This window comes from Methylobacterium sp. BI1 (assembly GCF_056680125.1).
This window is the reverse complement of the sequence record NZ_CM155267.1, coordinates 2,976,597-3,002,512: the sequence shown is the minus strand read 5'-3', so window position 1 is coordinate 3,002,512 and position 25,916 is coordinate 2,976,597. Positions and strand designations below refer to the sequence as shown.

The window sequence follows — 25,916 nt, the reverse complement described above, 5'->3', positions numbered from 1 at the left end:
GGCGAAAAAATACGATCACGTTGGGATGAACGACCCAATGTCGAACGTATCAGGGGAGGAACTCCGATGGCGGGCCATCCGGACCACGACCAGGGCGGCTCCCGGGCCGCCGCCGTCCTGCGGGTGACGAGCGGCAACTTCCTGGAGATGTTCGACTTCTTCGCGTTCGGGTTCTACGCGTCCTACATCGCCAAGGCGTTCTTCCCCAGCGAGAGCGAGTTCGCCTCGCTGATGCTGACCTTCATGACCTTCGGGGCCGGCTTCCTGATGCGCCCCCTCGGGGCGGTGCTGCTCGGGGCCTATGTCGACCGGGTCGGCCGCCGGAAGGGGCTCATCGTCACCCTGGCGATCATGGCCGCGGGCACGATCCTGATCGCCCTGGTGCCCGACTACGCCACAATCGGCCTCCTGGCGCCCGCCCTGGTGCTGGTGGGGCGCCTGCTCCAGGGCTTCTCCGCCGGGGTCGAGCTCGGCGGCGTCTCGGTCTACCTCGCCGAGCTGGCGCCCCCGGGCCGGCAGGGCTTCTACGTCGCCTGGCAGTCGGGCAGCCAGCAGGTGGCGATCATGGCGGCGGCGGCCATCGGCTACGCCCTCAACCGCCTGCTCGCGCCGGCCGAGATGGGCGCCTGGGGCTGGCGCATCCCCTTCCTGATCGGCTGCCTGCTGGTGCCGTTCCTGTTCTACATCCGGCGCTCGCTGCAGGAGACGCCGGCCTTCCAGGCCCGCAAGGTCCACCCGCCGGTGGGCACGGTGCTGCGCACGCTCGCGCGGAACTGGCGGATCGTCGGGCTCGGGATGCTGATGGTGGCGATGACCACGATCGCGTTCTACGCGATCACGGTCTACACCCCGACCTTCGGCAAGAACGTCCTCAAGCTCTCGGACACCGACAGCCTGATCGTCACCTTCTGCGTCGCGGTGTCGAACCTGTTCTGGCTCCCCGTGATGGGGGCGCTCTCCGACCGGATCGGCCGGCGCCCGATCCTGCTGCTGTTCTCGGGCCTGACCCTGGTCACCGCCTATCCGGCCCTGGCCTGGCTGGTGGCGCACCCGACCTTCGAGACCATGCTGGCGGTGCTGCTGTGGCTGTCCTTCCTGTACGGCAGCTACAACGGCGCCATGGTGGTGGCGCTCACCGAGATCGTGCCGCCGGAGGTGCGCACGGCCGGGTTCTCCCTGGCCTATTCCCTGGCGACCGCCCTGTTCGGCGGGATGACGCCGCTGATCTCGACCTCGCTGATCGCGGCCACCGACAACAAGGCGGCCCCCGGCCTCTGGATGGCCTTCGGCGGGGCCTGCGGCCTCCTCGCCACGGCCGTGATCTACCGGCAGCGCGCCCGCGCGCCGGGCCTGGGGGCCGCGGCCCCGGTCACGCCGGCGAGACCGTGAAGATCCGGCGCCCGGGCAGCTGGCCCGGGTCGCCGGTGTCGCGAAAGCCGACCTTGCGCAGGAGGCCGACCGAGGCGGCGTTCTCGGGGCGGCACTGGGCAATGATGACGCGGTGGGGGAAGCGCGCGCGCAGCAGGCCCAGAGCGGCGGTGACCGCCTCGGTGCCGAGCCCCTGCCCCCGCGCCGCGCCGCCGACCCAGTAGCCGACCTCGACGGCGTGGTCGCCGCGCAGGTGCAGGCCGATCACCGCGGCGAGCGCCCCGTCGGCCCGCTGCCACGCGCCGAGGAAGCAGTCCTTCGTCACCTTGGCCGGGCCGATGAGCTGGCGCGCGTCCTTGAGGGTGAAGGGGGCGGGCAGGAAGTCCACCGCCCCGGTGATGGCCGGGTCGTCGGTCAGGGCGCGCAGGGCCTCGGCGTCGGACGGCGCCAGCGGCGCGAGGCGCAGCCGCGCGGTCTCGACCGGCTTGAGGTTCGCGAGGCTGTAGCGCGCGGCGAGCTTGCGAAAGAACATCCCCTGGACTTGCCCCCGCGCGGCCCCGGACACAAGCGGCATCGCGCGCGGCCGGACCCGGAGCCGGGCGGGGCCCGGGAAAAGCCGCTGGAGCCAACAAAAAACCCGCCCCGGATCGTCTCCGGGGCGGGCCCTGTCGTCGGGCGTTCGGGCGAATCACCCCTACGGGTGGATCACCATCGCGCTGAACGGGTGCACGTAGGCCTGCAGCATCACGAGGCCGCCGACGAGGCAGGCCAGCACGATCGAGTGCCAGAACACGAAGCGCAGGATCTTGCCCTCCTGGCCGAAATAGCCGGTGGCGGTGGAGGCGACGACGATCGACTGGGCGTCGATCATCTTGCCCATCACGCCGCCCGACGAGTTCGCCGAGGCCATGAGGATGCCCGACAGGCCGAGCTGCTCCGAGGTGATCTTCTGCAGGCCGCCGAAGAGCACGTTGGAGGCCGTGTCCGAGCCCGTGAGCGCGACGCCGAGCCAGCCGAGCAGCGTGCCGAAGAACGGGTAGAGGATGCCCGTGCCCGCGAAGGCGAGGCCCAGGGTGGCGTCCACGCCGGCGTAGCGGGTGAGCACGCCCAGCGCGAGCATCGCCGCGATGGTGATGAGCGAGTAGCGCAGCACCCAGATCGTCTCAACGTAGGCGGTGATCAGGCGCCACGGCGAGAAGCGCATGATCAGGCCGGAGATGAGCGCGGCGAAGAGCACGCCGGTGCCGGTGTAGGACATGTAGGTGAAGGCGAAGACGGCGGCTTCCGGATGGGCCTTGGCCACCACCGGCGGCACCTTCATGATCACGTTGTGCAGGCCCGGCACCTCGTACTTCCAGGTGAAGATCGGGTTGACGAGGCTCTTGAACCAGCCGGTGCCCCAGATCGCCACGATCACCGAGAGGATGATCCACGGGACCCAGGCCATCGCGATCTCGCGGGAGGTCGCCGTGCGGCCGCCGAGGTTCACCTTGGGCAGGTCGCCCGGGACGGCGGCGCCGAGGGAGACCGGACGGCCGCCGTTGACGTAGCCGAGGGACGGGTCGTTGCCGCGCAGGGCCGGGGAGGTCCAGATCTCCTTGGGCTGCCAGACCTTGAGGAAGGCCACCAGGGCGGCCATCGAGATCAGGGAGGCGCCGATGTCGACGATCCAGGGGTTCACGTAGTTCGAGATCAGGAACTGGGCCGCCGCGAAGGAGCCGCCGCAGACCAGGATCGGGGGCCAGATCTTGATCATGCCGCGGAAGCCCGCGAACACCCAGATCAGCCAGAACGGCACGATGATCGAGAAGAACGGCAGCTGCCGGCCGATCATGGCGCCGAGGATGTAGGGATCGTAGCCCGTCACCGAGGCGAGGCCCTGGATCGGGGCGCCGAGCGCCCCGTAGGCCACCGGCGCGGTGTTGGCGATGAGCGAGAGGCCCGAGGCGGCCAGCGGCGAGAAGCCGAGGCCGATCAGGATCGCGCCCGTCACCGCCACCGGGGTGCCGAAGCCGCCCGCGCCCTCGAAGAAGGCGCCGAAGGCGAAGGCCACGAGGAGCAGCTGGAGGCGCCGGTCCGTGGTGATGCCCGCCACCGACTGCTGCAGGGTGGCGAACCAGCCCTTCTCCACCGTCAGGCGGTAGAGGAAGATGACGTTGAGGATGATCCAGCCGATGGGGAACAGGCCGAGGGCGACGCCGTAGGCGGAGGCGCGGGTGGCCAGATCGGCCGGCATGCCGAACAGGAAGACGGCGACGCAGAAGGCCAGCACGAGGGAGAGCACGGCCGCGATATGGGCCTGTACCTTGCCGCTCGCGATCATGCCGAGCAGGGCGATGACGGGCAGCGAGGCCGCCAGGGTCGAGAGCCAGGCGTTCCCGAATGGGTCGTAGACCTGATTCCAGGTGGTCACTGTGTTCACGGGCGCCGTACTCCTCCAGGGCAACCCGATCTCATGCCGGGCCTTGTCCCCGTTGCTAGCAGAGCCGTTCGGCCGGCTCAACGCGGTTAATCATGTATTCAGAGGGTGTTGCACGAAGATCCGCCGCCGCCGCCCGGGTTCCCGCGGCTTTGTCCGCCCCGGCCCGCGACGCCGGGGCGTCCGCATTCCTGGCCGGGCGGGCGGAACATGCGCCTCCGGCGACCACTTCCCTGTCGAGACCCCGAGCGACTGGAAGCGGAGATTTAATCTATGTTTATGCGCGTCGACAAGCTACAGGCCGAGCTTCCTGCCCCGAAGCGGAAGGATCCCAACGCTGCCGCGGCCCTGCAGGAACTGCTCGGCGGCAAGTATGGCGAGATGTCGACTCTGGGGAACTACATGTTCCAGAGCTTCAATTTCCGCAGCAAATCGAAGCTGCGCCCGTTCTATAGCCTCGTGGCTGCGATCACGGCCGAGGAACTCGGTCACGTGGAGCTCGTCAGCAACGGCGTGGCGATGCTCGCCAACGGTCCCGACAACGACGGCGACGAGACGGACGGCGGCGACATCTCCAAGGCGCCCTTCGAGGACATGAAGGACATCCGCCTCGCGGCCGCCTTCCTGTCGAACGGCGGCGGCGTCACCCCGGTCAGCAGCAACGGCGCCTCCTGGAACAACGACTTCATCACCACCACCGGCAACGTCGTGGTGGACCTGCTGCACAACTTCCACCTCGAGTGCGGCGCCCGCCTGCACAAGCTGCGCGTCTACGAGACCCTGACGGACCCGACGGGCCGCGAGGTCTGCGGCTACCTGCTGGTGCGCGGCTCGGTCCATGCCCACGCCTACGCCCTGGCGCTGAAGAAGATCACCGGCGTCGAGATCGAGAAGTTCCTGCCGACGCCGAACATCAACCTCGACAAGATCCCCGAGTGCCAGAAGTACCTGCAGGAGGGCTCGCACCGCCGGCTCTACACCTTCAGCCCGGGCGACTACACCGAGATGGCCGGCATCTGGGGCAACGGCGAGGTGGCGCTCCCGGGCGACCCGCCGGGCGAGCTCAGCGTCGTCGAGGGCATGCCCGACGGCGGCAAGATCCACCAGCTCACCGGCGTGCCCTCGGCCTTCACCCCGGACTACGCCCCGGAGGAGATGTTCGAGATCGCCGCGAAGCTGACGAAGAAGGCCCGCTGAGCCGCCGGGTTCGCGGGGCAGGCTTTACGCAGGATGACGGGGCGGTCCTTCGGGGCCGCCCTTTTTACATGCGCGGGTTTCGTGTGCGGAAGATCTCGCGCGGGAAATCTCGCGCACAAGAACTCGAAGGGACGGACGATGCGGGCTCAGCCCCGGCGGGAGGCGCGCCAGAGGGTCCAGAGGCGGCGCCAGCGCGGGATCTCGACCACGGTGTTGAGGGGGTCGTAGCCCGGCCGCTCCATGGCGGCGAGGTAGGGCTCCACCAGGGCGACGGCCAGGAAGGCGGGGCGGGCCGCCGGCGCGATGGTGGCGCGGGCCGCCTCGTAGGCCTTGAGGTGGCGGCGGGCCAGCGCCCGCAGGTCGGCGGCGGCGCGCAGGAGCCCGGGGCCGCCGCGCCCGGTGACGATGTCCTCGCGGGTGACGCCGTAGGTCTTGAGGATGTCGGCCGGCAGGTAGACCTGCCCGGCGCGGGCGTGCCAGGGCAGCGCCCGCAGCAGGCCGGTGACCCCGTAGGCGACGCCGGCATGGCCGGCGGCGGCGGCCCCGCCGGGCTCGACCCCGTCGCAGAGGACGAGGGCGCCGAGGCGGATCAGGGCCGAGACGGTCTCGCCGCAATAGCCCTCGAGGTCGTTCACCCGGGGCATCGGGTCCTCGTAGAGGTCGAAGACCCGGGCGTCGATGAGGTCGACGAAGGGCTGGCGCCCGAGCTTGCGCCGCACGATGGCGTCGTCGAGGGCGGCGGCCACGGGGTTGGCCTTCACGTCGCCGCGGGCCTCGCCCTGCAGGGCGTCGCGCCACCATTGCAGGCGGATCTCGCCGGCCATCGGGTTGGAGGCGGCCTCGCGGACCCGGGCGACGGTGAGGCTGAAGGCGATGAGGGCGAAGAGGTGGGGCCGGGCGGCCGCGGGGGCGAAGAGGGTGGCGAAGTAGCGGTCGGGATCGCCCTCCCGGACCAGGGCCTCGCAGTGCTGGAAGGCGAAGGCGAGGTTGCCCTCGGCCGGGCTGGTCCGGGTGTCCGAATCCGTCATGTCCGGCAAGGCCTCATGCGACCGCGATCAGGGCGGCGGCGACCTTGCGGTTCTCCGCCATGAGGATGTTGTAGGTGCGCGCCGCCGCGCCCGTCTGCATCACGTCGAGGCCGATGCCGCCCTCCTTGAGCCAGCGCCGGAGCGCATCAGGGAAAGGCGCGATCTCGAGCCCGGTTCCGACGAGGAGCAGCTCCACCGTCCCGGCCTCGGCGAGGATCGGCCGCAGGGCGTTCCGGTCGATGCCGCGGGACTCGGTCACGTCCCAGGCCCGGATGCCCGACGGCGTGACCAGGATCGAGCCGCGATGCGACATCTCGGCGAAGCGGAAGCCGCCGTTGCCGTAGGCGTCGATGAGGTGGCGCCCGGGAACGAAGCCGTCGTGCAGGCTGCCGGGAGACGCCATGCCCGCCCCCTACTCCGCCGCCTGGGGCACGCGCCCGCCGGCCGGGCGCCCCTGCGCCTTCACGCCCGAGAGCATCAGGCCGAGATAGATCAGCACCGGCGTCGAGACGAAGATCGCCGAGTAGGTGCAGATCACGACGCCGGCCAGCATCACGATGGCGAAGCCCTTGATCGCCTCGCCGCCGAACAGCACCAGGGCGAGGAGCGACAGGAAGGCCGAGGTCGCGGTCATCACCGTGCGCGACATGGTGGAGTTGATCGAGAGGTTGAGGAGCTCCACCGTGGGGATGGTCTTGTAGCGCCGCATCAGCTCGCGGGTCCGGTCGAACACCACCACGGTCTCGTTGAGCGAGTAGCCCACGATGGTGAGGATCGCGGCGATCGAGGTCATGTTGAACTCGATGCGGCTGATGACGAAGACGCCGAGCGTCAGCACGATGTCGTGCAGGGTGCCGACGATGGCGCCCAGCGCCAGCTCCCGCTCGAAGCGGAACCAGAGGTAGAACAGCACGGCCAGCACCGAGAGCACGACGCCGATGGTGCCGGACTGCACGAGCTCGCCCGAGACGCGGGGCCCCACGGTCTCGGTGCGGCGGAACTCGTAATCGGCGTCGAAGGCGGCGTGCGCCTTCTGCATCACCGCGGTCTGGCCCTGCTCGCCCGGCTGCAGGGGGAAGCGCACCAGGACGGTGCCCTCGCCGCCGAGCTCCTGCACCTCGGTCTCGCCGAAGCCGAAGCCGTTGGCGGTGTGGCGGACGGCCCCGACATCGGCCGTCTTCGACTTGGCCTGCAGCTCCACCAGGGTGCCGCCCTTGAAGTCGATGCCGAAGTTCAGGCCGACGGTGAGGAACAGCACCACCGTCGCCACCGACAGGAACGCCGAGAGCGGGAAGGTGATGCGCCGGAAGCGCATGAAGTCGACGTGCGACTCGTCGGGCCAGAGGCGGAGCAGGCGCATGATCGGTCTTTCGGCGATGAGGTCGGCCGGGGGCCCGATGATCGCACACGCTGCTCCGGGCTCCACGTCGTTCCGGGGCGCCGCAGGCGAGCCCGGAATCCAGAACCATGGATGGCGCCCGTCCTGCCGCGCCGCTGCGTCTGGACCCCGGGCTCCGCTTCGCGGCCCCGGGATGACGCGGTGACGTGACGACCGTGCGGATCACGCGAAAACCGGATCGACCTCCCTTTGCAAGCAGTGAACGGACGGACAGCGAAATTCGGAACGGCCGAGTCTTCAGAATAGTGAGGTCTTCAGACCGACAAGGTCTTCAGGCCCAGCGAGGCCCTCAGAACGGCAGGGTTTTGGGCCGGGCCATGTTGTACCACAGGGCGATCATCATCCGGGTCAGGGTCACGGCGGTGATGACCGTCGTGAGGATGCCCAGGATGAAGACCACGGCGAAGCCCTTCACGGGGCCGGAGCCGAGGAAGAACAGGATCAGGGCGGCGATCGCCATGGTCGAGTTCGAATCGATGATGGTGGCGAAGGCCTTGTCGAAGCCGGCCTGGAGCGCCGACACGATGGAGCGCCCGGCCCGGACCTCCTCGCGCACGCGCTCGTAGATCAGCACGTTGGAATCCACCGCCGTGCCGATGGTGAGCACGATGCCGGCGATGCCCGGCAGGGTCATGGTCGCCTCCAGCACCGACATCAGGCCGAGGATGAGGCCCACGTGCACGATGAGGGCGATGTTGGCGAAGAAGCCGAACACCCCGTAGGTGGCGAACATGAAGGCGATGACGAGGGCGCCGGCCACCAGGGTGGCGTATTTGCCGGCCTGGATCGAGTCGCTGCCGAGGCCGGGGCCGACGACGCGGCGCTCGACCACGGTGAGCTTGGCCGGGAGCGCGCCGGCCCGCAGCAGGATCGAGAGCTCGTTGGCCTGGGCCACGGTGAAGTTGCCGGTGATCTGGCCGGAGCCGCCGGTGATCGGCGTGTTGATGCGGGGCGCCGAGACCACCTCGTTGTCGAGGACGATGGCCATGCGGCGGCCGACATTCTCCGAGGTCGCCTGGCCGAAGCTCTGGGCGCCCTTCAGGTTGAACTTGAAGCTGACCATCGGCTCCTGGGTCTGATGGTCGAAGGCCGGCTGGGCGTCGGTGAGGTCGGCGCCGGAGGCCATCACGCGGCGCTCGACGGGGACGCGGGCGCCCTTCTCGTCCTTGGAGGGCAGCAGGTCGACGTCGCCGGAGGGCGAATCCGCCAGCATGCGGAACTCGAGCTTGGCGGTCTTGCCGAGCTGGTCCTCCAGCTTCTGCGGATCCTGGAGGCCGGGGACCTGGACGAGGATGCGGTCGGCGCCCTGCTGCTGGATCGAGGGCTCCTTGGTGCCGCCGAAATCGATGCGGCGGCGGATGACCTCGATGGCCTGGGTCACGGCCCGGCGCGTCCGGTCGGTGAGGCCCGCATCCGTGAGGGTGAGCTGGATCACGCCCTCGGGCTTCTCGGTGACGGTGAGGGTCTGGCCGCCGCCCTGGCCCACCAGGGCGTTGGAGATCGGCTGCGCGAGCTCGCGCAGCTTCGGCAGCACCTTGGCGCGGGCGGCCTCGTTCGTGATCCGGAGCTGGACGCCGCGCGGGATGATCTGGATGCCGCCCTCCGGGGTCACGCCGCCGGCCTCGCGCAGGACCCGGCGGACGTCGTCGCGCAGGGCCGTCGTCAGGGACTTGGCGAGGTCGTTCTGGTCGACCTCGAGGAGGAGCTGCGAGCCGCCCTGGAGGTCGAGGCCCAGCACGATGGCGCGCTGGGGCACGATCCAGCTCGGGAACCAGCCCGGCAGGGAGGCCATGAAGTGGCTGCGCTGCTCGGCCGAGAAGAAGCTCGGCACGGCGAGGCTGAGGCCGATCAGGATGACGGCCAGCGTCGTGACGATCTTGGTTCTCGAGAAGCGCAGCATCCGCCGGGTCCGTCCTGTGTCCGTTTCTTCAGTGGCTTTGCGGGCCGTATGCCCGGCCCGCAAAGCCTCGCCCGCAATGCTCGGGTCGCTGCCGTCAGGCGGCCTTGACCGGCGCGCCCTTGACGCGGACTTCCGAGATCATCGCGCGCACGACCTTGACGCGGACGTTGGGCGCGATCTCGACCTCGATCTCCGAGGCCTCGTCGGCGACCTTGGTGACACGGCCGACGATGCCGCCGGTAATGACGACGGTGTCGTCGCGGCGGACGTTCTTGACCATGTTCTGATGCTCCTTCACGCGGCGCTGCTGCGGGCGGAGGATCAGGAAGTACATGATGACGAAGATGAGGACGAACGGCACCACCTGCAAGGCGATGTCCGCTCCGCCAGCGGCCGAGGTGGCCCCTTGCGCGAAGGCGGGGGTGATCAAGCGGGTGACTCCTCAAGGATAAGGCCCGCGCCGCCAGACCCTCGGTCGAGGGGGCGTCCGGGCTTGTCAAAAAGCGCGCGGACTATAGCCAGGGCCTAAGTGAAAGCAACGCCGCCCGGGTGAGGCGAATGGGTCCGCGGGGCGCGAATCGCCGGCGGGCAAGCGATTTATCGGGTTCATCGCGGCGCTCGGGCACCGTAAAGCACGACACCCGCCGCACCGGCCCCAGCGCTGGACCTTGAGTTCGAGGAACCGTCCATGACCGCCACGCCCCCCGCCGACCCGGCCGCCCTGGCGGCGTTTCTGCCGGTGCTGGAGCGGATCGCCGCCGCCCTGGAGCGCGCCGCCCCCGCCCCGCGCGCGCCCGTCGACCTGACGGCCGCCGACGCCTTCCTGTGGGGGCCGGAGCGCCGCCTGATCCCGGTGGCCCGCGTCAACCGGGTGGCGATCGGCCTGCTCACCGGCATCGACCGGGCCCGCGACACCCTGGTGGCGAACACCCGGCGCTTCGCCGAGGGCCTGCCGGCCAACAACGCGCTGCTCTGGGGTGCCCGCGGCATGGGCAAGTCCTCGCTGGTCAAGGCGGCGCAGGCCGAGATCAACGCCGCGCGGGCCCCCGGCGCCCTCCCCCTGAAGCTGGTGGAGATCCACCGCGAGGACATCGAGGCGCTGCCCGACCTGATGGCGACCCTGCGGGGCGACGCCCATCGCTGGATCGTCTTCTGCGACGACCTCTCCTTCGACGGCGACGACACCTCGTACAAGTCCCTGAAGACGGCGCTGGACGGCGGCATCGAGGGACGGCCCGAGAACGTGCTGTTCTACGCCACCTCGAACCGGCGCCACCTGCTGGCCCGGGACATGGTGGAGAACGAGCGCTCCACGGCCATCAACCCGGGCGAGGCGGTGGAGGAGAAGGTCTCCCTCTCCGACCGCTTCGGCCTCTGGCTCGGCTTCCACAAGTGCAGCCAGGACGAGTACCTGGCGATGATCCGCGCCTACGTGGCGCAACACGGCCTGACGGCGGACCCCGACCGCGTCCGGGCCGAGGCCCTGGAATGGGCGACCACCCGCGGCTCCCGCTCGGGCCGCACCGCGTTCCAGTTCATCCAGGATCTCGCCGGACGCCTGGGACAGCGGCTGGAGGGTTGAGGCGGGAGGCGTGCCGCACGACCCGGCAAATCGCCCAAAGGATGCGCATCCAGTTTATGACACGCTGACGTAGAATAGGGCGGTGGGCGCTCGGGACAGGGATTCCCTCTGTCTCGTCCACGCCACCCCCGAGGGCCGATGGGTGACGCGGAACGCACGGTCTGGGATGACCTCAAGGCTGTCTCGAACCTCGCCCTCCACGGGATCGACTTCGCCGATCTCGACACTGTCTTCGACGGGCGCTTCGCGCTGGTTGTCGAGGACACACGGTGGGACTACGGCGAGAAACGGTTCAATATGCTCGTCGAATGGACTGGGCTCGTTCTGAACGTCACGTTTGCCGTGCGGCCGCCCAAATACCGGATCATCTCGGCTCGCCTCGCGGGCCGAAAGGAGAGGAGGAGTTTCCATGCCCGTCGTCAAGCCGGCTAGGAATCCCTCGGGACGCACGGACTGGGCTGCCCTTCACGCGCGGACCGAGGCGGAGGTCGAGCAGATGGCCGTCGCAGATGCCGACAATCCCGTTACGGACGAGAGCCACTGGGCGTCTGCCACGATCGGTCTGCCGCCGGTCAAGACGGCCGTCCACGCCAGCTTCGACCAGGATGTGGTCGCGTTCTTCAAGCGCGGCGGCAAGGGTTATCAGGCCCGCATGAACGCCGTGCTGCGCCGCTACATGGAAGACCAGCAATCGGAGCGCAGCTCCGACTGAGGCGGCCCGGCTCCGAGCGTCCGCCCTCGGGCGAGGGCACGCATGAAAAAGGGCAGCGGACGATGTCCCCTGCCCCCTCGATCGTCACCCTAAGTCAGGCTACGCCCAACGTCGGATCGAGAATTAATCCTTGAGATCGGCCGGCACCTTGCCGCCGTTCTCCTCGAGCTTCTTGATGACCTGCTTGTGCAGCCAGACGTTCATCGTCGCCGAGTCTTCCTTGTCGCCGGTGTAGTGCAGCTCGTCGGCGAGCTGCTTGCGGGCGGTGAGGCTCGAATCGAGGTCGAGGAGCTTCATCAGGTCGACGATCGAGGTGCGCCAGTTCAGGGTCTGCCCATTCTTGGCCGCCATGCCGTTGAGCACCTGCTCGACGTCGACGGGACCGCCGGCCGGGGCGCCGGTGCTGGTCGGGGTCGCGGCGGGGGCGTCCGAACCGCCGGCGGAGGGCTGTGCGTTCGCCTCGGACGGCTTGGCCTGGGCATCTCCGCCGCCGAAGGGATGGAGGATCTTGCTGACGATGCTGCCGAGGAGGCTCATAACAGGGTTTCCCTCAATCTCACGTCGGCGGCCGGTGCCGCGACGGGGTGACAACGAGATGCGTCCGGCCGCGTTCCCGTAACGGGACGGATCACGGCGACGGACCGGGCGAATCCGACCGGGTCCGGATCAGGCCGGGCGGCCCCCAGATCTTCGTCGGCGGGAGATTTTTCTTCCGCTGCGCGCGCTTCCAGAAGATGAAACCGCCAGACATCCGGGGCGGAACGCCGGGATCGGAGCGGATTCTTACGCGAATTCTTGCACTGGCGCCCCGTGCGTGCCACTGCGCGGCATCCTCGTTCCCGGCCCCGCCGCGCGCCGCTCCGCCGCGCGCAACGGGCGCCCGCCCCTGACCGGAATCCCCTGATGCGCCCGACCCGCCGTTCCGCGACCTTCGCCGCCGCCCTCGCCGCCCTCGCCGCCGGCGCGGGCCTCCGCCCCGCCGGCGCGCAGACCGCCGCGCCGGTCCCGGTGCGCGTCGGCGTCATCCCGGTGATCGGCGCGGCGCCGATCTTCGTGGCCAACGGCGAGGGCTGGCTCAAGGAGGCCGGCCTCAGCCCGACCTTCACCACCTTCGAATCCGGCCCGAACATGATCCAGGCCCTGGCCTCGGGCACCATCGACGTCTACGTCGCCGGCGTCGCGCCCCTGGCCGTGGCCCGCACCAAGGGCATCGACGTGCGGGTGGTGGCCGCCACCGCCGTCGAGGAGATGGTGTTCGTGGCGAGCCCGAAGCTCGCCCCCTACTTCGCCGACGGCGCCGACAAGGCGGAGGCCTTCGCGAAGTTCCGGGCCAAGGAGGGCAAGGCCGCCCGCCTCGCCACGCAGCCGGCGGGCTCGGTGCCCAACACCACCCTGCAGCACTGGCTCTGGCAGGTGGCCAAGGCCGACAAGGCCAATGCCGAGGTGGTGGCCATGGGCATCGACGCCACCCAGCAGGCGATGCTGGCCGGGGCCGTCGACGGCGCCTCGATCCGCGAGCCGGCCCTCACCATCGTGCAGATGCGCAACCCCGGCATCAAGCTCATCGCCACCGGGGGCGAGATGTTCCCCGACCAGCCGGGCACCGTGGTGGGCGTGTTCGGCGCCTTCGCCGACAAGAACCCCGCCGCCGTGGAGGGCCTGGTCAAGGCCGTGGTGCGCGCCGTCGCGCTCCTGAAGAGCGACCCGGCCCGCGCGGCCAAGCCCGTGGAGGCGGCCCTCGGCAAGGGCATCACCGACACCGCGACCATCACCAAGGCGCTGACCTCCCCGGCCGCCCGGTTCACCGCCGATCCGCGCCAGATCGTCGAGGCCACCAAGAAGATGCAGGCCTACCAGGTCTCCATCGGCACCCTCGACAAGGACGTGCCCCTGGACGGCCTGTTCGAGCCGAAGTTCTACGAGGCCGCCACGAAGCGCTGAGGCGGCGCCCCCCGAGGACCTACTCGGCCGCGAACAGCCCGGGCAGGCCGGTGTCCGGATCGGCCGCCGCGCTCCCGGGCTTCGCCTCCAGCGGGGCCTTCGGGTCGCCCGGCCCGGTCTCGCAGGCGAGCGCCGGCAGGGCGACGATGCGGTTGCCGCGGTAATCCATGCGGCACACGATGGTGCCGCGGGTCTCCACGTAGGCGAGGAGGCGCCGGGCCCGGCCCGGCGAGCGGCTGCCGATCGCCCGCGCCAGGGCCTCGTCGCCGGGACAGGGCTCGCCGGCCAGCGCCGCCCGGGCGAGGAGCAGGAACAGGCCCTGGACCTCGTCCGGCAGGGTGGCGGCGACCCCTTGCGCCTCCTCCCAGCGCCCGTCCGCCTCGTCCGGGGCGACGTCGGCCCCGTCGAACCCGGCCCGGGCGACGCCGAGGCGGCGGCGGAAGGCCGCCAGGCTGATCGCCTCGCCGTCGAGGCCGCGCATCCGGCAGCGCACGAGGAAGTCCTGGTAGACCACCGCCACCGGCTGGCCGCCGGCATCGGGATCGGCGGCGATGCCGCGCAGCACCGTATCGAGCCCGGCGCGGATCTCCTCTTCGCTGAGCGGCGCGGGTGCCTCCACCGGCTCGGGCCGGTAGGCGCTGAGCTCGCGCATGAGGTCGGCGGGGGTGGCGCGCGGCACCGGCGGCGTGCGCGGCGCCGGGGCCCAGGCCTGCGCCGGCTCGTCGGGCGCGCGGGTGAGGATGAGGGCGCGCAGGTCCGCATCCGCCGGGGCGGGCAGCGGCACGAGCTTGGGCGAGCCCGAGCGCGCGGACGTGGTCACCGGCCCGATGCGCAGGGCCAGGGGCCGCCGGCTGAGCGCCGGGCCGAGGGCGACGAACTCGCCCCGCGACAGGTCGCGAAACCGCTCGGCGCCGCGCCGGTCGAGGCCGAGGAGATCGGCGGCGCGTGCCATGTCGATGTCGAGGAAGGTGCGGCCCATCAGGAAGTTGGTGGCCTCGGCCGCCACGTTCTTGGCGAGCTTGGCCAGGCGCTGGGTCGCGATGATGCCGGCCAAGCCCCGCTTGCGGCCCCGGCACATCAGGTTGGTCATGGCGCCGAGCGAGGCCTTCCGCGCCTCGTCCGAGACGTCGCCGGCCGCGGTGGGGGCGAAGATCTGCGCCTCGTCGACCACGATCAGGGCGGGGTGCCAGTGGCTGCGCTCGGCCTCGAACAGGCCGCCCAGGAAGGCGGCGGCGGCGCGCATCTGCGCCTCCATGTCGAGGCTCTCCAGGGTGAGCACCACCGAGACCCGGTGCGCCCGCACCCGCGCGGCGATGGCCTGGAGGTCGGCCTCGCCGTGGGCCCCGTCCACCACCACGTGGCCGTAGGCCTCGGCCAGGGTGACGAAGTCGCCCTCGGGGTCGATCACCACCTGCTGCACCGCGCCGGCGCTCTGCTCCAGCAGGCGCCGCAGCAGGTGCGACTTGCCCGAGCCCGAATTGCCCTGGACCAGGAGACGCGTGGCCAGGAGCTCCTCGAGGTCGAGGCGCGCGGGCTCCGCCCCCGGCCCCATGCTCAGACCCATCTCGATGCCGACCGTCATGCCTGCTCCGGCTCCCGCCCCGGGGCTCGGTCCCCGGCGCTCCCTCACGCTCTCGCACGAAGATCTTAACACGCGCGTCCGCCGGCGGGTCCGGCCGGCGGGGGTGGCGTCCACAGGCCAGGGGCCGCACCACCGGGGGCGCCGAACCCCGGCCGAACCCGCTTCGTTCCTGTTTCGTTCGAAACGTCCGAGAAAGTGCGAATGTTTTGTCCTAGGCTTATGGACCTATGCCTTTTGTCCTAGGCTCTTTTCCTTATCGCTCGGTCGCCGCCACGTCGTCCCGGGAACGAAACAGAAACTCCGGCGCGGGCCCCGGCCGCCTTCCCGGCCGGCACCCTTCCCGACCGGCACTAAGTTGCAGAGGATGGCGGGCGCGGCCCTTGCCGCACGGGGAGCCCGCCCCAGGTAATCCGGTCATGAACCCGATCCTCGTCGTCGCCCTCGTCTGCGCCTCCACCGTCCAGGCTCCGGATTGCTCCCGCGAGACGGCCCTCGACATCATCACCGGCCCGGCCCACACCCTGCAGGAATGCCTGGTGCAGGGACCGGTCCTCGCCGCCAATGCCGGGCATGGCGGCGAGACGGGCACCTACGTGAAGACGCGCTGCGAACCGCGGCGCTGAGCCGCGCGCCGGGACGCGGGCCGGGAACGGAGCAGCCGATGGACGATGTCAGCCCCGAGCGCGCGGTGATGATCCGCCTGCGGGCCCGCCTCGCGGTGGTGGAGCGCGCGGCCTGGTTCGGCCTCGTCCAGGCCATGCGCACGCAGCCGGCCGAGACCGAGGCCTATCTCGCGGCCGAGCGGGCCAAGTGCGCGGAGGGCTTCGGCCAGCGCGGCTGGGCCGCCGACCTGACGGAGGCCGAGCGCCGCATGCTCGGCGCCGAGGTCGATGCGGGGCTGGCCGGCCTCATCGCGGATGCCAAGGCCGAGCTCGGCCAGAGCTGAACGCGATCCGGCCTGCGCCGGACACGTCCGCCCCGCCTCATCCCCCGAACCGGTCCGCCCAGGCCGGCGGCCCGGCCCATCCGGGCGGCACCGTCGCGCGGTGCACCCCGATCGCCACCGCGCGGGCGAGGGTCCGCGCCGCCGCGTCGCCGAGCCGCGCCAGGTCGAGGACCGGGTCGGCGAGGGGAACCCGGCCGGTGGCCACGGCGAAGACGGCGTCGCCGTCCAGCGGCGTGTGGACCGGGTGGATCGCCCGGGCGAGGCCGTCCTGGGCCATCACGGCGAGGCGGCGCGCCTGCGCCTTGGTGAGGACGGCGTCGGTGGCCACCACCGCCAGGGTGGTGCTGGCCCCGGGCAGCCCCGTGCCCGGAAAGGTTTTGCGCGGCCAGTCGAAGGCGTCGGCCGGCATCGCGGCGGGACACCCGAGGCCGCCGAACTCGTCGCCGACCTCGTAGGGGGCGGCCCAGAAATGCGGCCCCGCCCCCACCGTCACCCGGCCGAAGGCGTTCACCGCCACCAGGGCGCCGACCCGCAGGCCCGAGCCCGCGCCATCCCGCAGACCGTCCACGAGCGCCGAGGCCGAGCCGATCCCGCCCTTCAGGTCGGCGGTGGCGGCCCCCGTGCCGGCCCCGACGGAGCCGAGGGCGAAATCCCGCGTGGCGGCGCAGGCCGCCGCGTGGCCGAGGTCGCGATAGGGCGAGAACCGGCCCCAGGCCTTGTCGCCGCCGTTGAGGAGATCGAACAGGATCGCGGCCGGCACGATCGGGACCCGGGCCGGGCCGACGGGAAAGCCGCGCCCGGTCTCGGCGAGGTGGGCGACGACGCCCGAAGCCGCGTCGAGGCCGAAGGCCGAGCCGCCGGAGAGGACCAGGGCGTCGATGCGCTCCACCGTCCGCTCGGGGTCGAGGAGGTCGGTCTCGCGGGTGCCGGGGCCGCCGCCGCGCACGTCGACGCCCGCCACCACGGGTTCGTCGAAGAGGAGCGCGGTGACGCCGCTGGCGAGCCGCAGGTCGGTGGCGTGGCCGACCCGGAGGCCGGCGATGTCGGTGATGCGGTTGGTCAGCATGATCGCGTCTCCCGGTCGATCCAGGATCGCACGCGGCGAGGGGTTCGGGCGAGGGCCCTCAGCCGCCCCGCGCCCGCCGCGCGGCGCGATAGGCGTCGACGGCGTAGATCGCCAGGGCCAGCCAGATCAGCCCGAACAGCACCGCCCGGTGCGGCTCCAGGCGCTCGCCGTAGACGAGGGTGCTGAGGACGAGGAGGCAGGAGGGCGCGAGGTACTGCATCAGGCCGAGGGTGGCGAGGGTGAGCCGCTCGGCGGCCGCCGCGAACCAGATCAGCGGCAGCGCCGTGGTGGCCCCGGTGAGCAGGATGAGGCCGGCCCGCACGGGGTCGCCCTGGATCACCGGCGGCGCGAAGGCCACGAGGTAGACCAGAGCCACCGGCAGCAGCACCAGCGTCTCGGCGGCGAAGCCCACCATGGCGTCGACGCCCACGACCTTGCGGGCGAGCCCGTAGAGCGAGAAGCTGCCGGCCAGCGCCAGCGAGACCCAGGGCAGGCTTCCCGCCAGGGCGACCGCCAGCAGCACGGCGCCGGCCGCGAGCGCCACCGCGGCGGCCTGGACCGGGCGCAGGCGCTCGCCCAGCACCACGGCGCCGAGCGCCACGCTCATCAGCGGGTTGATGAAGTAGCCGAGACTCGCGTCGAGCATGTGCCCGGACTGCACGGCCTGGAGGTAGAGGAGCCAGTTCACGCCGATCAGCCCGGCCGAGAGGACGAGGAGCCCGTGCCGGCGCACCAGGGGGAAGGGGGTGCGGATCCGGCGGCGCAGGGCCACGAGCAGGCCGGCGACGAGCAGGCTCGACCAGACGATGCGGTGGGCCAGGATGCTCGGGGCCGGCACGGCGTCGAGCAGGCGGAAATGCACCGGGACTACGAGGCCCCAGCTGAGATAGGCGCCGAGCGCGTAGATCAGACCCACAGGCCGCCTCCCCTTGCCGACCCTTGGCCAGTCCTCGGCCCGCGCGGGACCGGGCGCGGCTTATAGCAGGCGCTCGGGGGCGCGCCCGTGCGCGATGACGCATGGCGCGGGCGCTCGGCGGGCAAGGGGCTCGGCGGGTATGGCGCGCTCAGCGCCCGTGCAGGTGACGTCAGCGCGTGCGCGCGAGGGTCACGGCGGGGTCGCCGCGCATGAGGGCGTTCAGGCGCTCGGTGTCGAAGCCGTCGGCGGTCTTCCGGGCCGGTTTCGGGGCCGGCGCGGCGGCGACCTTGGCCACGGGCTTGGCCGGGGCCCGGCCCGCGGTTTCGCGACCCGGGGTGTCGCGGGTGGTGGAGGCCTTGGGCACGGGAGGCCGGGTGACGGTCTGGCGGGCGACGGCGTCGCGCCCGAGGATGTCGCTGATCGAGGGGCCGGCCTCGGCCGGGAGCGACCCCGTCACGGTGGGCTCGGGCGGGCGGACCCGGGCGAGGGCGGCCACCGACGCGGCGGGCACCGCGGCCCGGGGCGCCGGGTGGTCGAGCCGGTCGACGCAGGCGAAGGCGATGACCAGGGCGCTGCCGCCGAAGATGCTGCCGACGACGATGTTCCGCAGGATACGCAAGGGACGGGCTTCCCGGATACGCGAGTACCAGGCTGGATTTAGCGCATCGGCGTTAACGAACCCGAGCCCGCCGGATGGCGCGGCGTCCTGCGCCGGCACACCTTTTGGCGCTCACAGGAGGCGCGCGAGGAAATCCCGGGTGCGGGGATGCTCGGGGCGGTCGAAGAAGGCCTCCGGCGGCGCGACCTCGACGATCTGGCCCTCGTCCATGAACACCACCCGGTCGGCGACCCGCCGGGCAAAGCCCATCTCGTGGGTGACGCAGAGCAGGGTCATGCCGCGCTCCGCGAGATCCGCCAGGGTGTCGAGCACCTCCCCCACCATCTCGGGGTCGAGGGCCGAGGTCGGCTCGTCGAACAGCATCACCGCCGGGTCGAGGCAGAGGGCGCGGGCGATGGCGACCCGCTGCTGCTGGCCGCCGGAGAGCTGGCCGGGCAAGCGGTCGGCCAGGTCCGCGATGGCGAGGCGGGCGAGCTCGTCCCGCGCCCGCGCCTCGGCGGCCCGGCGCCCGATCCCGCGGCCGTGGATCGGCGCCAGGGTGCAGTTCTCCAGGACGGTGAGGTGGGCGAACAGGTTGAAGTGCTGGAACACCATGCCGACGCGGCGCCGCACCGCCGGGATGCGGGCCGGGGTGAGGTCCTGGCCCTCCACCCGGATCGTGCCGCCCTGGTAGGCCTCGAGGCCGTTGACGCAGCGGATCAGGGTCGACTTGCCCGAGCCCGAGGGGCCGCAGATCACGATCCTTTCGGACGGGGCGACGGTGAGCGAGACCGCGCGCAGGACGTGGGCGGTGCCGAACCACGTGTTCACGCCGCAAAATTCGACGGCGGGCGTCTCTGAAACAGGGGCCCCGGAAACAGGGGCCTCGGAAACAGGGGTCTCGGGACCGGCGCTCATGCCCGGCCCCGCTCGCCGGCGGCCAGCCGCCGCTCGATGAAGGCGGCGTAGCGCGCCATGGAGAAGCAGACCGCGAGGTAGAACAGGGCCGCGAAGGCGTAGGCGGTGGCGGGGATCGTCGGCGCAGACCAGCGTGGATCGGCACGCGCCGCCTCCAGCACCCGGATGAAATCGGCGATGCCCACGATGGAGACCAGCGTCGTGTCCTTGAACAGGCCGATCAGGGTGTTGACGATGCCGGGCACCACCACCTTGAGGGCCTGGGGCAGGACGACGAGGCGCAGGACCTGCCACCGCGTCAGCCCCAGGGCCAGGGCCGCCCGCCCCTGCCCCTCGGGGATCGCCTGCAGGCCGCCGCGCACCACCTCGGCCATGTAGGCGGAGGCGAACAGCGCGATGCCGACCAGCGGGCGCACCAGCCGGTCCACGGTCAGGTCCCCGGGCAGGAACAGCGGCAGCATCACGTTGGCCATGAACAGCACGGTGATCAGCGGCACCCCGCGCCAGAACTCGATGAAGCCGATGCAGGCGTAGCGCAGCACCGGCAGCTCCGAGCGCCGCCCCAGCGCCAGCAGGATGCCCAGCGGCAGGGACGCGACGATGCCCACCAGCGAGACCACCAGGGTCACCAGGATGCCGCCCCACAGGCTGGTGGCCACGGGGGCGAGGCCGAGGACAGGGGTCCCCGAGAGGAGCCCGTAGGACAGGAGCGGGCCGACGCCGAAGACGAACACCGCCCCGAGGCCGCGGCGCGGCGCGTCGAGCCACAGCATCCAGGCCGTGCCCAGGGCCACGAGGCCGAAGAACAGGGTCGGGCGCCAGCGCTCGGCCGCCGGGTAGGAGCCGTAGACGAGGTAGTTGATCTTGGCCCCGATGAAGGCCCAGCAGGCGCCGACCGGGTGCCCGGCGACCTCCGGCCGGCAGGCCTCGCCCGAAGTCCCGTGCCAGACCGCGTCGGTGACGAGGAAGCGGACCACCGGGGGCAGCAGCAGCGCCAGCCCGGCCAGGATCGCCAGCGTCGTCAGGGTGTTGCCGGGGCCCGGGAACAGGTTCGCCCGGAGCCAGCCGACGGGGCCGCCGGTCCGGCGCGGCGGCGGGGCCGGGGGCAGCAGGGTCTCGCGGATCACGGTCATCGCGTCGCCTGTCTCATCGCCTCACCTCGGCTCATCGGGATGCGGGCGCCGCGCGGCGGTTGTGGGCGTTCATCAGAGCCGCGAGGCCGAGGCTCAGGGTCAGGTAGACCGCCATGGTGATCGCCACGACCTCCACGGCCTGGTTGGTCTGGTTGAGCACCGTGCCCATGAAGACGTGGACGAGGTCGGGATAGCCGATCAGCACCGCCAGGGACGAGTTCTTCGTCACGTTGAGGTACTGGCTCGTCAGCGGCGGCACGATCACCCGCATGGCCTGCGGGATGGTGACGAGCGCCAAGGTCCTGGCCCGGCTCAGGCCCAGGGCCGCCGCCGCCTCCCCCTGCCCCCGGTCCACGCTGTTGAGGCCGGCGCGCACGATCTCGGCGATGAAGGCCGCCGTGTAGGTGGAGAGCCCGAGGAGCAGGGCGGCGAATTCCGGCAGGATCGCGAGCCCGCCCTCGGGGCCGAAGGGGCCGGGCGCCGGCCAGGCGATCCCGACGGGGTGCCCCGCGCGGGCGAGCCCGATCCAGGCCAGGGCCGGCAGGCCGAGCACGAGGGCGAGGGCCGGCCCCGCGACCGGGCCGGGTTCGGCCCCGGCCTCGACGCGCCGGGCCACGCGGCGGCCCCAGGCGATCGCCGCGCCGATCCCCGCCGCGAAGGCCAGGGGCACGAGCCAGGCGAATCCGAAAAACGCGGGGCGCGGCAGGACCAGCCCGCGCTGGCTGAGATAGGCCCCGCCCCAGGCCGCCGGGTCACGGGCCTCCGGCAGCGCCACCCGCACGGCCACGTACCAGACCAGGAGCTGGAGCAGCAGCGGCAGGTTGCGCAGGGTCTCGACATAAGTGGCCGCCAGGGTCCGGACGAGCCAGTTCGGCGACAGCCGGGCGATGCCGACGGCGAAGCCGATCACCGTGGACAGCCCGATGGCGAGGCCCGAGACCAGCAGCGTGTTGAGGAGCCCGACCCAGAAGGCGTCGAGATAGGTCGAGGTCGCGGCCGCGTAGGGGATCAGGCGCTGGCCGATGTCGAATCCGGCGGCACGGCCGAGGAAGCCGAAGCCCGCGGTGATGCCCTGGCGCGCGAGTTTTTCGGAGGCGTTGGTGACGGCGAGGTAGGCCAGCCCGGCGAGGGCGAGCGCGACGAGGGCCTGCAGCGCGAGGGCGCGGACGGATCTAGGCACGCGCGGCCCTCACCGGATCGGCGGCCCGTATTGCAGGCCTCCGTTCGTCCAGAGGGCGTTCAGCCCGCGCGGGATCTTCAGGGGCGTGCCGTCGCCGAGGTTGCGGGCGAAGACGTCGCCGTAATTGCCCACGTGGTGGACGATCCGGTAGGCCCAGTCGCCGGTCAGCCCGAGGCCCTGGCCGTACTTGCCCTCGAGGCCGAGGATGCGCTTGACGTCCGGGCTCAGGGTCTCGCCCCGGAGCCGGTCCACGTTGGCCTGGCTGATCCCCGCCTCCTCCGCGTCGATCATGGCGTAGTGGGTCCAGGCGACGAGGTCGCGCCAGGCATCGTCGCCCTGGCGCACGCCCGGCGCGAAGGGCTCCTTCGAGATCGCCTCCTCCAGGATGACGTGCGCCTCCGGGTGCGCGGTCTTCAGGCGCTCGCCGTAGAGGGAGGACTTGTCCGTGGAATAGGCGTCGCAGCGGCCGGATTCGTAGGCGCCCAGGGTCTGCTCGCTGTTGGCGAAGGTGACCACCTGGTAGGTCAGGCCCCGGGTGCGGAACCAGTCGGCGGTGTTCAGCTCCGTGGTGGTGCCCTGCTGCAGGCAGATCGTGGCCCGGTCGAGCTGCCTGACGGCCGTGATGGCCAGGGACTTGCGGACCAGGAAGCCCTGCCCGTCGAAGAAGGTGATCACCGGAAAGTTCATCGCGGCGGTGTCCCGCGACAGGGTCCAGGTGGTGTTGCGGGCGAGCACGTCGATCTCGCCCGATTGCAGGGCGGTGAAGCGCGCGGCCGAGGATTGCGGGATGAAGCGCACCCGGTCGGGATCGTCGAAGATGGCCGCGGCCAGCGCCCGGCAGAAATCCACGTCGAGCCCGTGCCAGCGCCCCTGCCCGTCCGGCATGCTGAAGCCCGCCACCCCGCCGCTGACCCCGCAGACGAGGTGCCCGCGCGCCTTGACCTGGGCGAGGGTGTCGCCCTGCGCGAGCGCCGCAGTCCGGGTCAGCGCCGGAGACGCGGCGAGCAGGGCGGCGAGGAGCGGGATCGACAGGGATCGCATGCGCGCATTGCAGGGCATCGCGCGCCGGGGTCAAGCCGGGACAACCCCGGCCATCCGCCCCAACCCCGTCATTCCGGGGCGCCGCAGGCGAGCCCGGAATGACGGGTTGGGTTCGACGGCGCGCGTGGTTCCGCCTCCGACCGTGCCGCCCCCGGCTTGACGCCAACGCGCGCGCCGGGCTTCGGTCGCGGCAGGCTCATCCCCTTGCCTTGCCCCTTGCCCACCGGTGCCGATGTCGAACACCCCTCCCCGCGATCCCGCCCGCTTCGGGGCGAGCACCCGCCTGGTCCATGCGGGGCGCGATCCCTCCGCCCAGCACGGCTTCGTCAACACGCCGATCTATCGCGGCTCGACCGTGCTGTTCCCGACCTACGACGACCTCCAGCACCGGCGCGGGCGCTACGATTACGGCACCTCCGGCACGCCGACCACGGATTCCCTCACCAGCGCCTGGAGCGAACTGGCGGGGGCCGCCGGCACCGTGCTGACGCCGTCGGGCCTCGCCGCCCTGACGGTGGCGCTGATGGCGGTGGTCTCGGCCGGCGACCACCTGCTGGTCAGCGATTCCGCCTACCGGCCCACCCGCATCTTCTGCGACGGCGTGCTGAAGCGCTTCGGGGTCGCGGTCGAGTACTACGATCCCCTGATCGGCGCCGGCATCGGCGCCCTGATGCGCGACACCACGAAGGCCGTGCTGGTGGAGGCGCCGGGCTCGCAGAGCTTCGAGATGCAGGACGTGCCGGCCATCGCCGACATCGTGCACGCGCGGGACGCGGCCGTGATCATGGACAACACCTGGGCGACGCCGCTGCTGTTCCCGCCCCATGCGCGGGGCGTCGACATCGCGGTCGAGGCCGGGACCAAGTACCTCTCCGGCGGCTCGGACCTGCTCCTCGGCCTGACCTCGGCCAACGCCCGATACTGGCCCGCCCTGCACCGGACCTTCGAGCACTTCGCCATGTGCCCCGGCCCGGAGGACGTGTTCCTGGCCCTGCGGGGCCTGCGCACCATGGCCCTGCGCCTGCGCGAGCACGGGGCCCAGGGGCTCGCCATGGCGCAGTGGCTCCAGGCCCGGCCGGAGGTGGCCCGCGTGCTCCATCCGGCGCTGCCCGACGATCCCGGCCACGCCATCTGGACCCGCGACTTCTCCGGCGCCTCGGGCCTGTTCGGCGTCATCCTGAAGCCCGCCCCGGAGCGGGCCGTGGCGGCCATGCTCGACGGGCTCGAGCTGTTCGGGATGGGCTTCTCCTGGGGCGGCTTCGAGAGCCTCGTCATCCCGTTCGACTGCAAGGCCTACCGCACCGCCACCCGGTGGAATCCCGGCGGACCGGGCCTGCGCTTCCACATCGGCCTGGAGGATGTTTCGGACCTGCAGGCGGATCTCGACGCGGGGTTCGCGCGGTTGCGCGCGGCCCTGTGAGCGACCGCCGGCCCGGCATCGCCATCGAAAGACCTTGACAATATTCCTATTCCGTGGTTCAGTCCGGGCACTCGCCTCCCACGCGGGAGGCCCCCCGGCGGACCGGGTCGGGGGGCTCGGGGGGAGGAGACGGCGCCCCGCGTCGATGGCCCGGTTTCGCCATCGCCCCGGGCCGCATCGGCGACGCAAGGCGTCTCGGACGGGAAGGCCGCACGGCTGCAAGGCCGCACGGCTGCACCCGGTCCCCTGAGGCGCACCGAGAGATCGGACGGTCCGCCCACTACGAGGCGGGCTCGGGGCCGCGTGCCCTGATCAGACGGCCGCCGGACCGCGCCGCCCGCACGGGCGCCGGAGTCCGGAGGAGGGCTGCCACCAGCCGGGTCGCCGGTGCCGAGAAGACGTCGTGACGAAAAGGATCGGTCCCGCCAGGGGCCGGGCCGAGGGACGCCGGGGGACCGGCATACCTGTTCCCAAACGTGGTCTCGCGGCGTCCCGCGTCTCCCGTTTCGCCGGGCGCCCGTTGCGCCCGGTCCTCTTGGGTCATCCCCCGCGCCGGCACCGGCGGCGGGGCCGCGGTCGCATGGCCTGCCCGGAAGCGGGCCCGGGCCCGCATGGTCAACCTGAGAGCGGCGGGATCTCAGGGCGCCAGCCAGACCCCGCGCCAGCCGTCGGCCCGGTCCCAGGCGGCCCGGCGGTGGCCGCGCCGGTCGAGGTAGAGGAATTCGAGGCGGGCGAGGGTGACCACCACGGCGCAGAAGTTCGGCCGGCCGAGGGTCAGGGCCGTGTCGGGGTCCGGCAGGGTGTAGGCATCGCCGGCGGGCAGGCGCGCCCCGGGGGCGGGGTCGGCGCCGTAGCAGACCCGGCTCATCGCCATCGACCCGGCCCAGGCGGCCTCCGCCAGGGCGTCGTCGGTGTGGAGCGTCGCGGGGCCCGAGGCCCGGATCTGGATCTTCGACGCGGAATCGTAGCCGTGCAGGGCCGCGATCCCCGAGGCCGCGAGTTCGGCGGCCTTGTCGGAGCGGCGGTCGCAGTGGAAGCGCAGGGCGCCGGCCACCGGGTCGGCGGCGCGCAGCACCACCGTGCGCACCTGGGGCTGCCCCCGCGCGTCGACGGTGGCGAGGGCCGGCATGTGGAAGGCGTTGCGGCGCAGAGCGGGCCCCGCTTCCAGCAGGCGCCAGACCTCGGCCCGGGCCGCGTCGAGGTCGTCGTGGAAGGGCGGCAGCGGCGTCATCGCGCCGGCGCGCCGAGGCGCGCGGCGCGGCGCTCGCGCAGGATCAGGACGACGTTGCGCAGGTAGATGAAGGTCGAGAGGGCCTGCCCGAAGATGATCACCGGCTCGCGCCGCACGAGGCCGTAGACCAGGGTCATCAGGCCGCCCGCGATGGAGAGGAACCAGAAGGCCAGCGGCATCACGCTCTTGCCCGCCCGCTCGGAGGCGAGCCACTGCACCACGAAGCGGGCGCCGAACACCGCCTGGGCCAGGATGCCGAAGACCAGCCAGGCATCGAAGCGGGTGACGAAGACGTCGTAGACGTAGCCGCGCACGTCCTCGGCGAGCTGGATCAGCATG

The 25,916-nt window shown here is 71.9% G+C and carries 27 protein-coding genes; 9 read left to right on the top strand and 18 right to left on the bottom strand.

Going from position 1 to position 25,916, the window contains the following annotated elements; all coding sequences use genetic code 11:
• Positions 1-66 precede the first annotated feature (66 nt).
• Positions 67-1,389 carry a tricarballylate/proton symporter TcuC gene (tcuC, locus tag AC1MGR_RS14130; protein ID WP_480232006.1) on the top strand — a complete coding sequence of 441 codons (1,323 nt, stop codon included), beginning with the start codon at positions 67-69 and terminating at the stop codon, positions 1,387-1,389.
• On the opposite strand, the gene AC1MGR_RS14125 is transcribed toward tcuC, so the two are convergent.
• Both AC1MGR_RS14125 and AC1MGR_RS14120 read right to left on the bottom strand, forming a co-directional pair.
• Positions 1,370-1,900 (bottom strand): GNAT family N-acetyltransferase, encoded by a 531-nt coding sequence (locus AC1MGR_RS14125; RefSeq protein ID WP_480232005.1) that lies wholly within the window; start codon positions 1,898-1,900, stop codon positions 1,370-1,372. The two genes, tcuC and AC1MGR_RS14125, sit on opposite strands and share 20 nt — an antisense overlap.
• Positions 1,901-2,062: 162 nt before the next feature.
• A complete protein-coding gene (locus AC1MGR_RS14120; protein ID WP_108036183.1) occupies positions 2,063-3,781 on the bottom strand; it encodes an L-lactate permease in 1,719 nt (572 codons plus the stop codon).
• Positions 3,782-4,060: 279 nt separating this feature from the next.
• On the opposite strand from AC1MGR_RS14120, the gene AC1MGR_RS14115 reads away from it, so the two are divergent.
• Positions 4,061-4,984, top strand: coding sequence for a manganese catalase family protein (locus tag AC1MGR_RS14115; RefSeq protein WP_108036185.1), 924 nt, complete (start codon positions 4,061-4,063; stop codon positions 4,982-4,984).
• A 146-nt stretch (positions 4,985-5,130) separates the two neighbouring features.
• Here AC1MGR_RS14115 and AC1MGR_RS14110 read toward each other — a convergent pair whose 3' ends face one another.
• From AC1MGR_RS14110 to yajC, 5 genes are all read right to left on the bottom strand, one after another.
• Complete coding sequence (locus tag AC1MGR_RS14110; protein WP_480232004.1) at positions 5,131-6,012, bottom strand: phytoene/squalene synthase family protein; 882 nt, start codon at positions 6,010-6,012, stop codon at positions 5,131-5,133.
• Between the two features lie 13 nt (positions 6,013-6,025).
• Positions 6,026-6,415 carry an Mth938-like domain-containing protein gene (locus AC1MGR_RS14105; RefSeq protein ID WP_480232003.1) on the bottom strand — a complete coding sequence of 130 codons (390 nt, stop codon included), beginning with the start codon at positions 6,413-6,415 and terminating at the stop codon, positions 6,026-6,028.
• Positions 6,416-6,424: 9 nt separating this feature from the next.
• Positions 6,425-7,372: a protein translocase subunit SecF gene (gene secF / locus AC1MGR_RS14100; protein ID WP_480232002.1), complete on the bottom strand. Its 948-nt coding sequence runs from the start codon at positions 7,370-7,372 to the stop codon at positions 6,425-6,427.
• A gap of 328 nt (positions 7,373-7,700) precedes the next feature.
• The gene (secD, locus tag AC1MGR_RS14095; protein ID WP_480232001.1) at positions 7,701-9,311 is read right to left on the bottom strand and encodes a protein translocase subunit SecD; all 1,611 of its coding nucleotides are present in this window, start codon (positions 9,309-9,311) and stop codon (positions 7,701-7,703) included.
• Between the two features lie 94 nt (positions 9,312-9,405).
• Complete coding sequence (gene yajC / locus AC1MGR_RS14090) at positions 9,406-9,741, bottom strand: preprotein translocase subunit YajC (protein ID WP_480232000.1); 336 nt, start codon at positions 9,739-9,741, stop codon at positions 9,406-9,408.
• Between the two features lie 258 nt (positions 9,742-9,999).
• Between yajC and AC1MGR_RS14085 the strand changes: the two genes are divergently transcribed.
• The 3 genes from AC1MGR_RS14085 to AC1MGR_RS14075 all read left to right on the top strand — a co-directional run bounded on the left by AC1MGR_RS14085 (position 10,000) and on the right by AC1MGR_RS14075 (position 11,605).
• Positions 10,000-10,893, top strand: coding sequence for an ATP-binding protein (locus AC1MGR_RS14085; RefSeq protein WP_480231999.1), 894 nt, complete (start codon positions 10,000-10,002; stop codon positions 10,891-10,893).
• A gap of 138 nt (positions 10,894-11,031) precedes the next feature.
• Complete coding sequence (locus tag AC1MGR_RS14080) at positions 11,032-11,325, top strand: BrnT family toxin (protein WP_480231998.1); 294 nt, start codon at positions 11,032-11,034, stop codon at positions 11,323-11,325.
• On the top strand, positions 11,303-11,605 hold the full coding sequence (locus AC1MGR_RS14075; protein WP_480231997.1) for a BrnA antitoxin family protein: 303 nt from the start codon (positions 11,303-11,305) through the stop codon (positions 11,603-11,605). The genes AC1MGR_RS14080 and AC1MGR_RS14075 overlap by 23 nt, the downstream gene beginning before the upstream one ends.
• Positions 11,606-11,728: 123 nt before the next feature.
• On the opposite strand, the gene AC1MGR_RS14070 is transcribed toward AC1MGR_RS14075, so the two are convergent.
• Complete coding sequence (locus AC1MGR_RS14070; protein WP_108036199.1) at positions 11,729-12,142, bottom strand: DUF3597 domain-containing protein; 414 nt, start codon at positions 12,140-12,142, stop codon at positions 11,729-11,731.
• 366 nt (positions 12,143-12,508) lie between these two features.
• Between AC1MGR_RS14070 and AC1MGR_RS14065 the strand changes: the two genes are divergently transcribed.
• Positions 12,509-13,546 carry an ABC transporter substrate-binding protein gene (locus AC1MGR_RS14065; protein WP_480231996.1) on the top strand — a complete coding sequence of 346 codons (1,038 nt, stop codon included), beginning with the start codon at positions 12,509-12,511 and terminating at the stop codon, positions 13,544-13,546.
• Positions 13,547-13,565: 19 nt separating this feature from the next.
• Here the strand turns inward: AC1MGR_RS14065 and AC1MGR_RS14060 are convergent, their stop codons facing one another.
• Entirely contained in the window at positions 13,566-15,128 is a 1,563-nt protein-coding gene (locus tag AC1MGR_RS14060) for a helicase HerA domain-containing protein (RefSeq protein WP_480231995.1), read from the bottom strand.
• 416 nt (positions 15,129-15,544) lie between these two features.
• On the opposite strand from AC1MGR_RS14060, the gene AC1MGR_RS14055 reads away from it, so the two are divergent.
• Both AC1MGR_RS14055 and AC1MGR_RS14050 read left to right on the top strand, forming a co-directional pair.
• The gene (locus AC1MGR_RS14055) at positions 15,545-15,751 is read left to right on the top strand and encodes a hypothetical protein (RefSeq protein ID WP_108036205.1); all 207 of its coding nucleotides are present in this window, start codon (positions 15,545-15,547) and stop codon (positions 15,749-15,751) included.
• A 38-nt stretch (positions 15,752-15,789) separates the two neighbouring features.
• The gene (locus AC1MGR_RS14050) at positions 15,790-16,074 is read left to right on the top strand and encodes a hypothetical protein (protein ID WP_108036207.1); all 285 of its coding nucleotides are present in this window, start codon (positions 15,790-15,792) and stop codon (positions 16,072-16,074) included.
• A gap of 37 nt (positions 16,075-16,111) precedes the next feature.
• Here AC1MGR_RS14050 and AC1MGR_RS14045 read toward each other — a convergent pair whose 3' ends face one another.
• The 7 genes from AC1MGR_RS14045 to AC1MGR_RS14015 all read right to left on the bottom strand — a co-directional run bounded on the left by AC1MGR_RS14045 (position 16,112) and on the right by AC1MGR_RS14015 (position 22,926).
• On the bottom strand, positions 16,112-17,140 hold the full coding sequence (locus tag AC1MGR_RS14045; RefSeq protein ID WP_480231994.1) for a P1 family peptidase: 1,029 nt from the start codon (positions 17,138-17,140) through the stop codon (positions 16,112-16,114).
• A 58-nt stretch (positions 17,141-17,198) separates the two neighbouring features.
• A complete protein-coding gene (rarD, locus tag AC1MGR_RS14040; protein ID WP_480231993.1) occupies positions 17,199-18,056 on the bottom strand; it encodes an EamA family transporter RarD in 858 nt (285 codons plus the stop codon).
• Positions 18,057-18,225: 169 nt separating this feature from the next.
• Positions 18,226-18,675: a hypothetical protein gene (locus AC1MGR_RS14035; protein ID WP_480231992.1), complete on the bottom strand. Its 450-nt coding sequence runs from the start codon at positions 18,673-18,675 to the stop codon at positions 18,226-18,228.
• Between the two features lie 111 nt (positions 18,676-18,786).
• A complete protein-coding gene (locus AC1MGR_RS14030) occupies positions 18,787-19,572 on the bottom strand; it encodes an amino acid ABC transporter ATP-binding protein (protein WP_480231991.1) in 786 nt (261 codons plus the stop codon).
• Positions 19,569-20,705 carry an amino acid ABC transporter permease gene (locus AC1MGR_RS14025; RefSeq protein WP_480231990.1) on the bottom strand — a complete coding sequence of 379 codons (1,137 nt, stop codon included), beginning with the start codon at positions 20,703-20,705 and terminating at the stop codon, positions 19,569-19,571. Before AC1MGR_RS14025 ends, AC1MGR_RS14030 begins: the two co-directional genes overlap by 4 nt.
• A 31-nt stretch (positions 20,706-20,736) precedes the next feature.
• Positions 20,737-21,885: an amino acid ABC transporter permease gene (locus tag AC1MGR_RS14020; protein ID WP_480231989.1), complete on the bottom strand. Its 1,149-nt coding sequence runs from the start codon at positions 21,883-21,885 to the stop codon at positions 20,737-20,739.
• A 9-nt stretch (positions 21,886-21,894) separates the two neighbouring features.
• Positions 21,895-22,926, bottom strand: a complete 1,032-nt coding sequence (locus tag AC1MGR_RS14015; protein ID WP_480231988.1) for an amino acid ABC transporter substrate-binding protein — start codon at positions 22,924-22,926, stop codon at positions 21,895-21,897.
• A gap of 232 nt (positions 22,927-23,158) precedes the next feature.
• Here AC1MGR_RS14015 and metC point away from each other — a divergent pair, with 232 nt between their 5' ends.
• Positions 23,159-24,346 carry a cystathionine beta-lyase gene (metC, locus tag AC1MGR_RS14010; protein WP_480231987.1) on the top strand — a complete coding sequence of 396 codons (1,188 nt, stop codon included), beginning with the start codon at positions 23,159-23,161 and terminating at the stop codon, positions 24,344-24,346.
• 637 nt (positions 24,347-24,983) lie between these two features.
• Here the strand turns inward: metC and AC1MGR_RS14005 are convergent.
• The gene (locus AC1MGR_RS14005) at positions 24,984-25,577 is read right to left on the bottom strand and encodes a pyridoxamine 5'-phosphate oxidase family protein (RefSeq protein WP_480231986.1); all 594 of its coding nucleotides are present in this window, start codon (positions 25,575-25,577) and stop codon (positions 24,984-24,986) included.
• Entirely contained in the window at positions 25,574-25,915 is a 342-nt protein-coding gene (locus AC1MGR_RS14000; RefSeq protein ID WP_480231985.1) for a lipid-A-disaccharide synthase N-terminal domain-containing protein, read from the bottom strand. The genes AC1MGR_RS14005 and AC1MGR_RS14000 overlap by 4 nt, the downstream gene beginning before the upstream one ends.
• Position 25,916 lies beyond the last annotated feature (1 nt).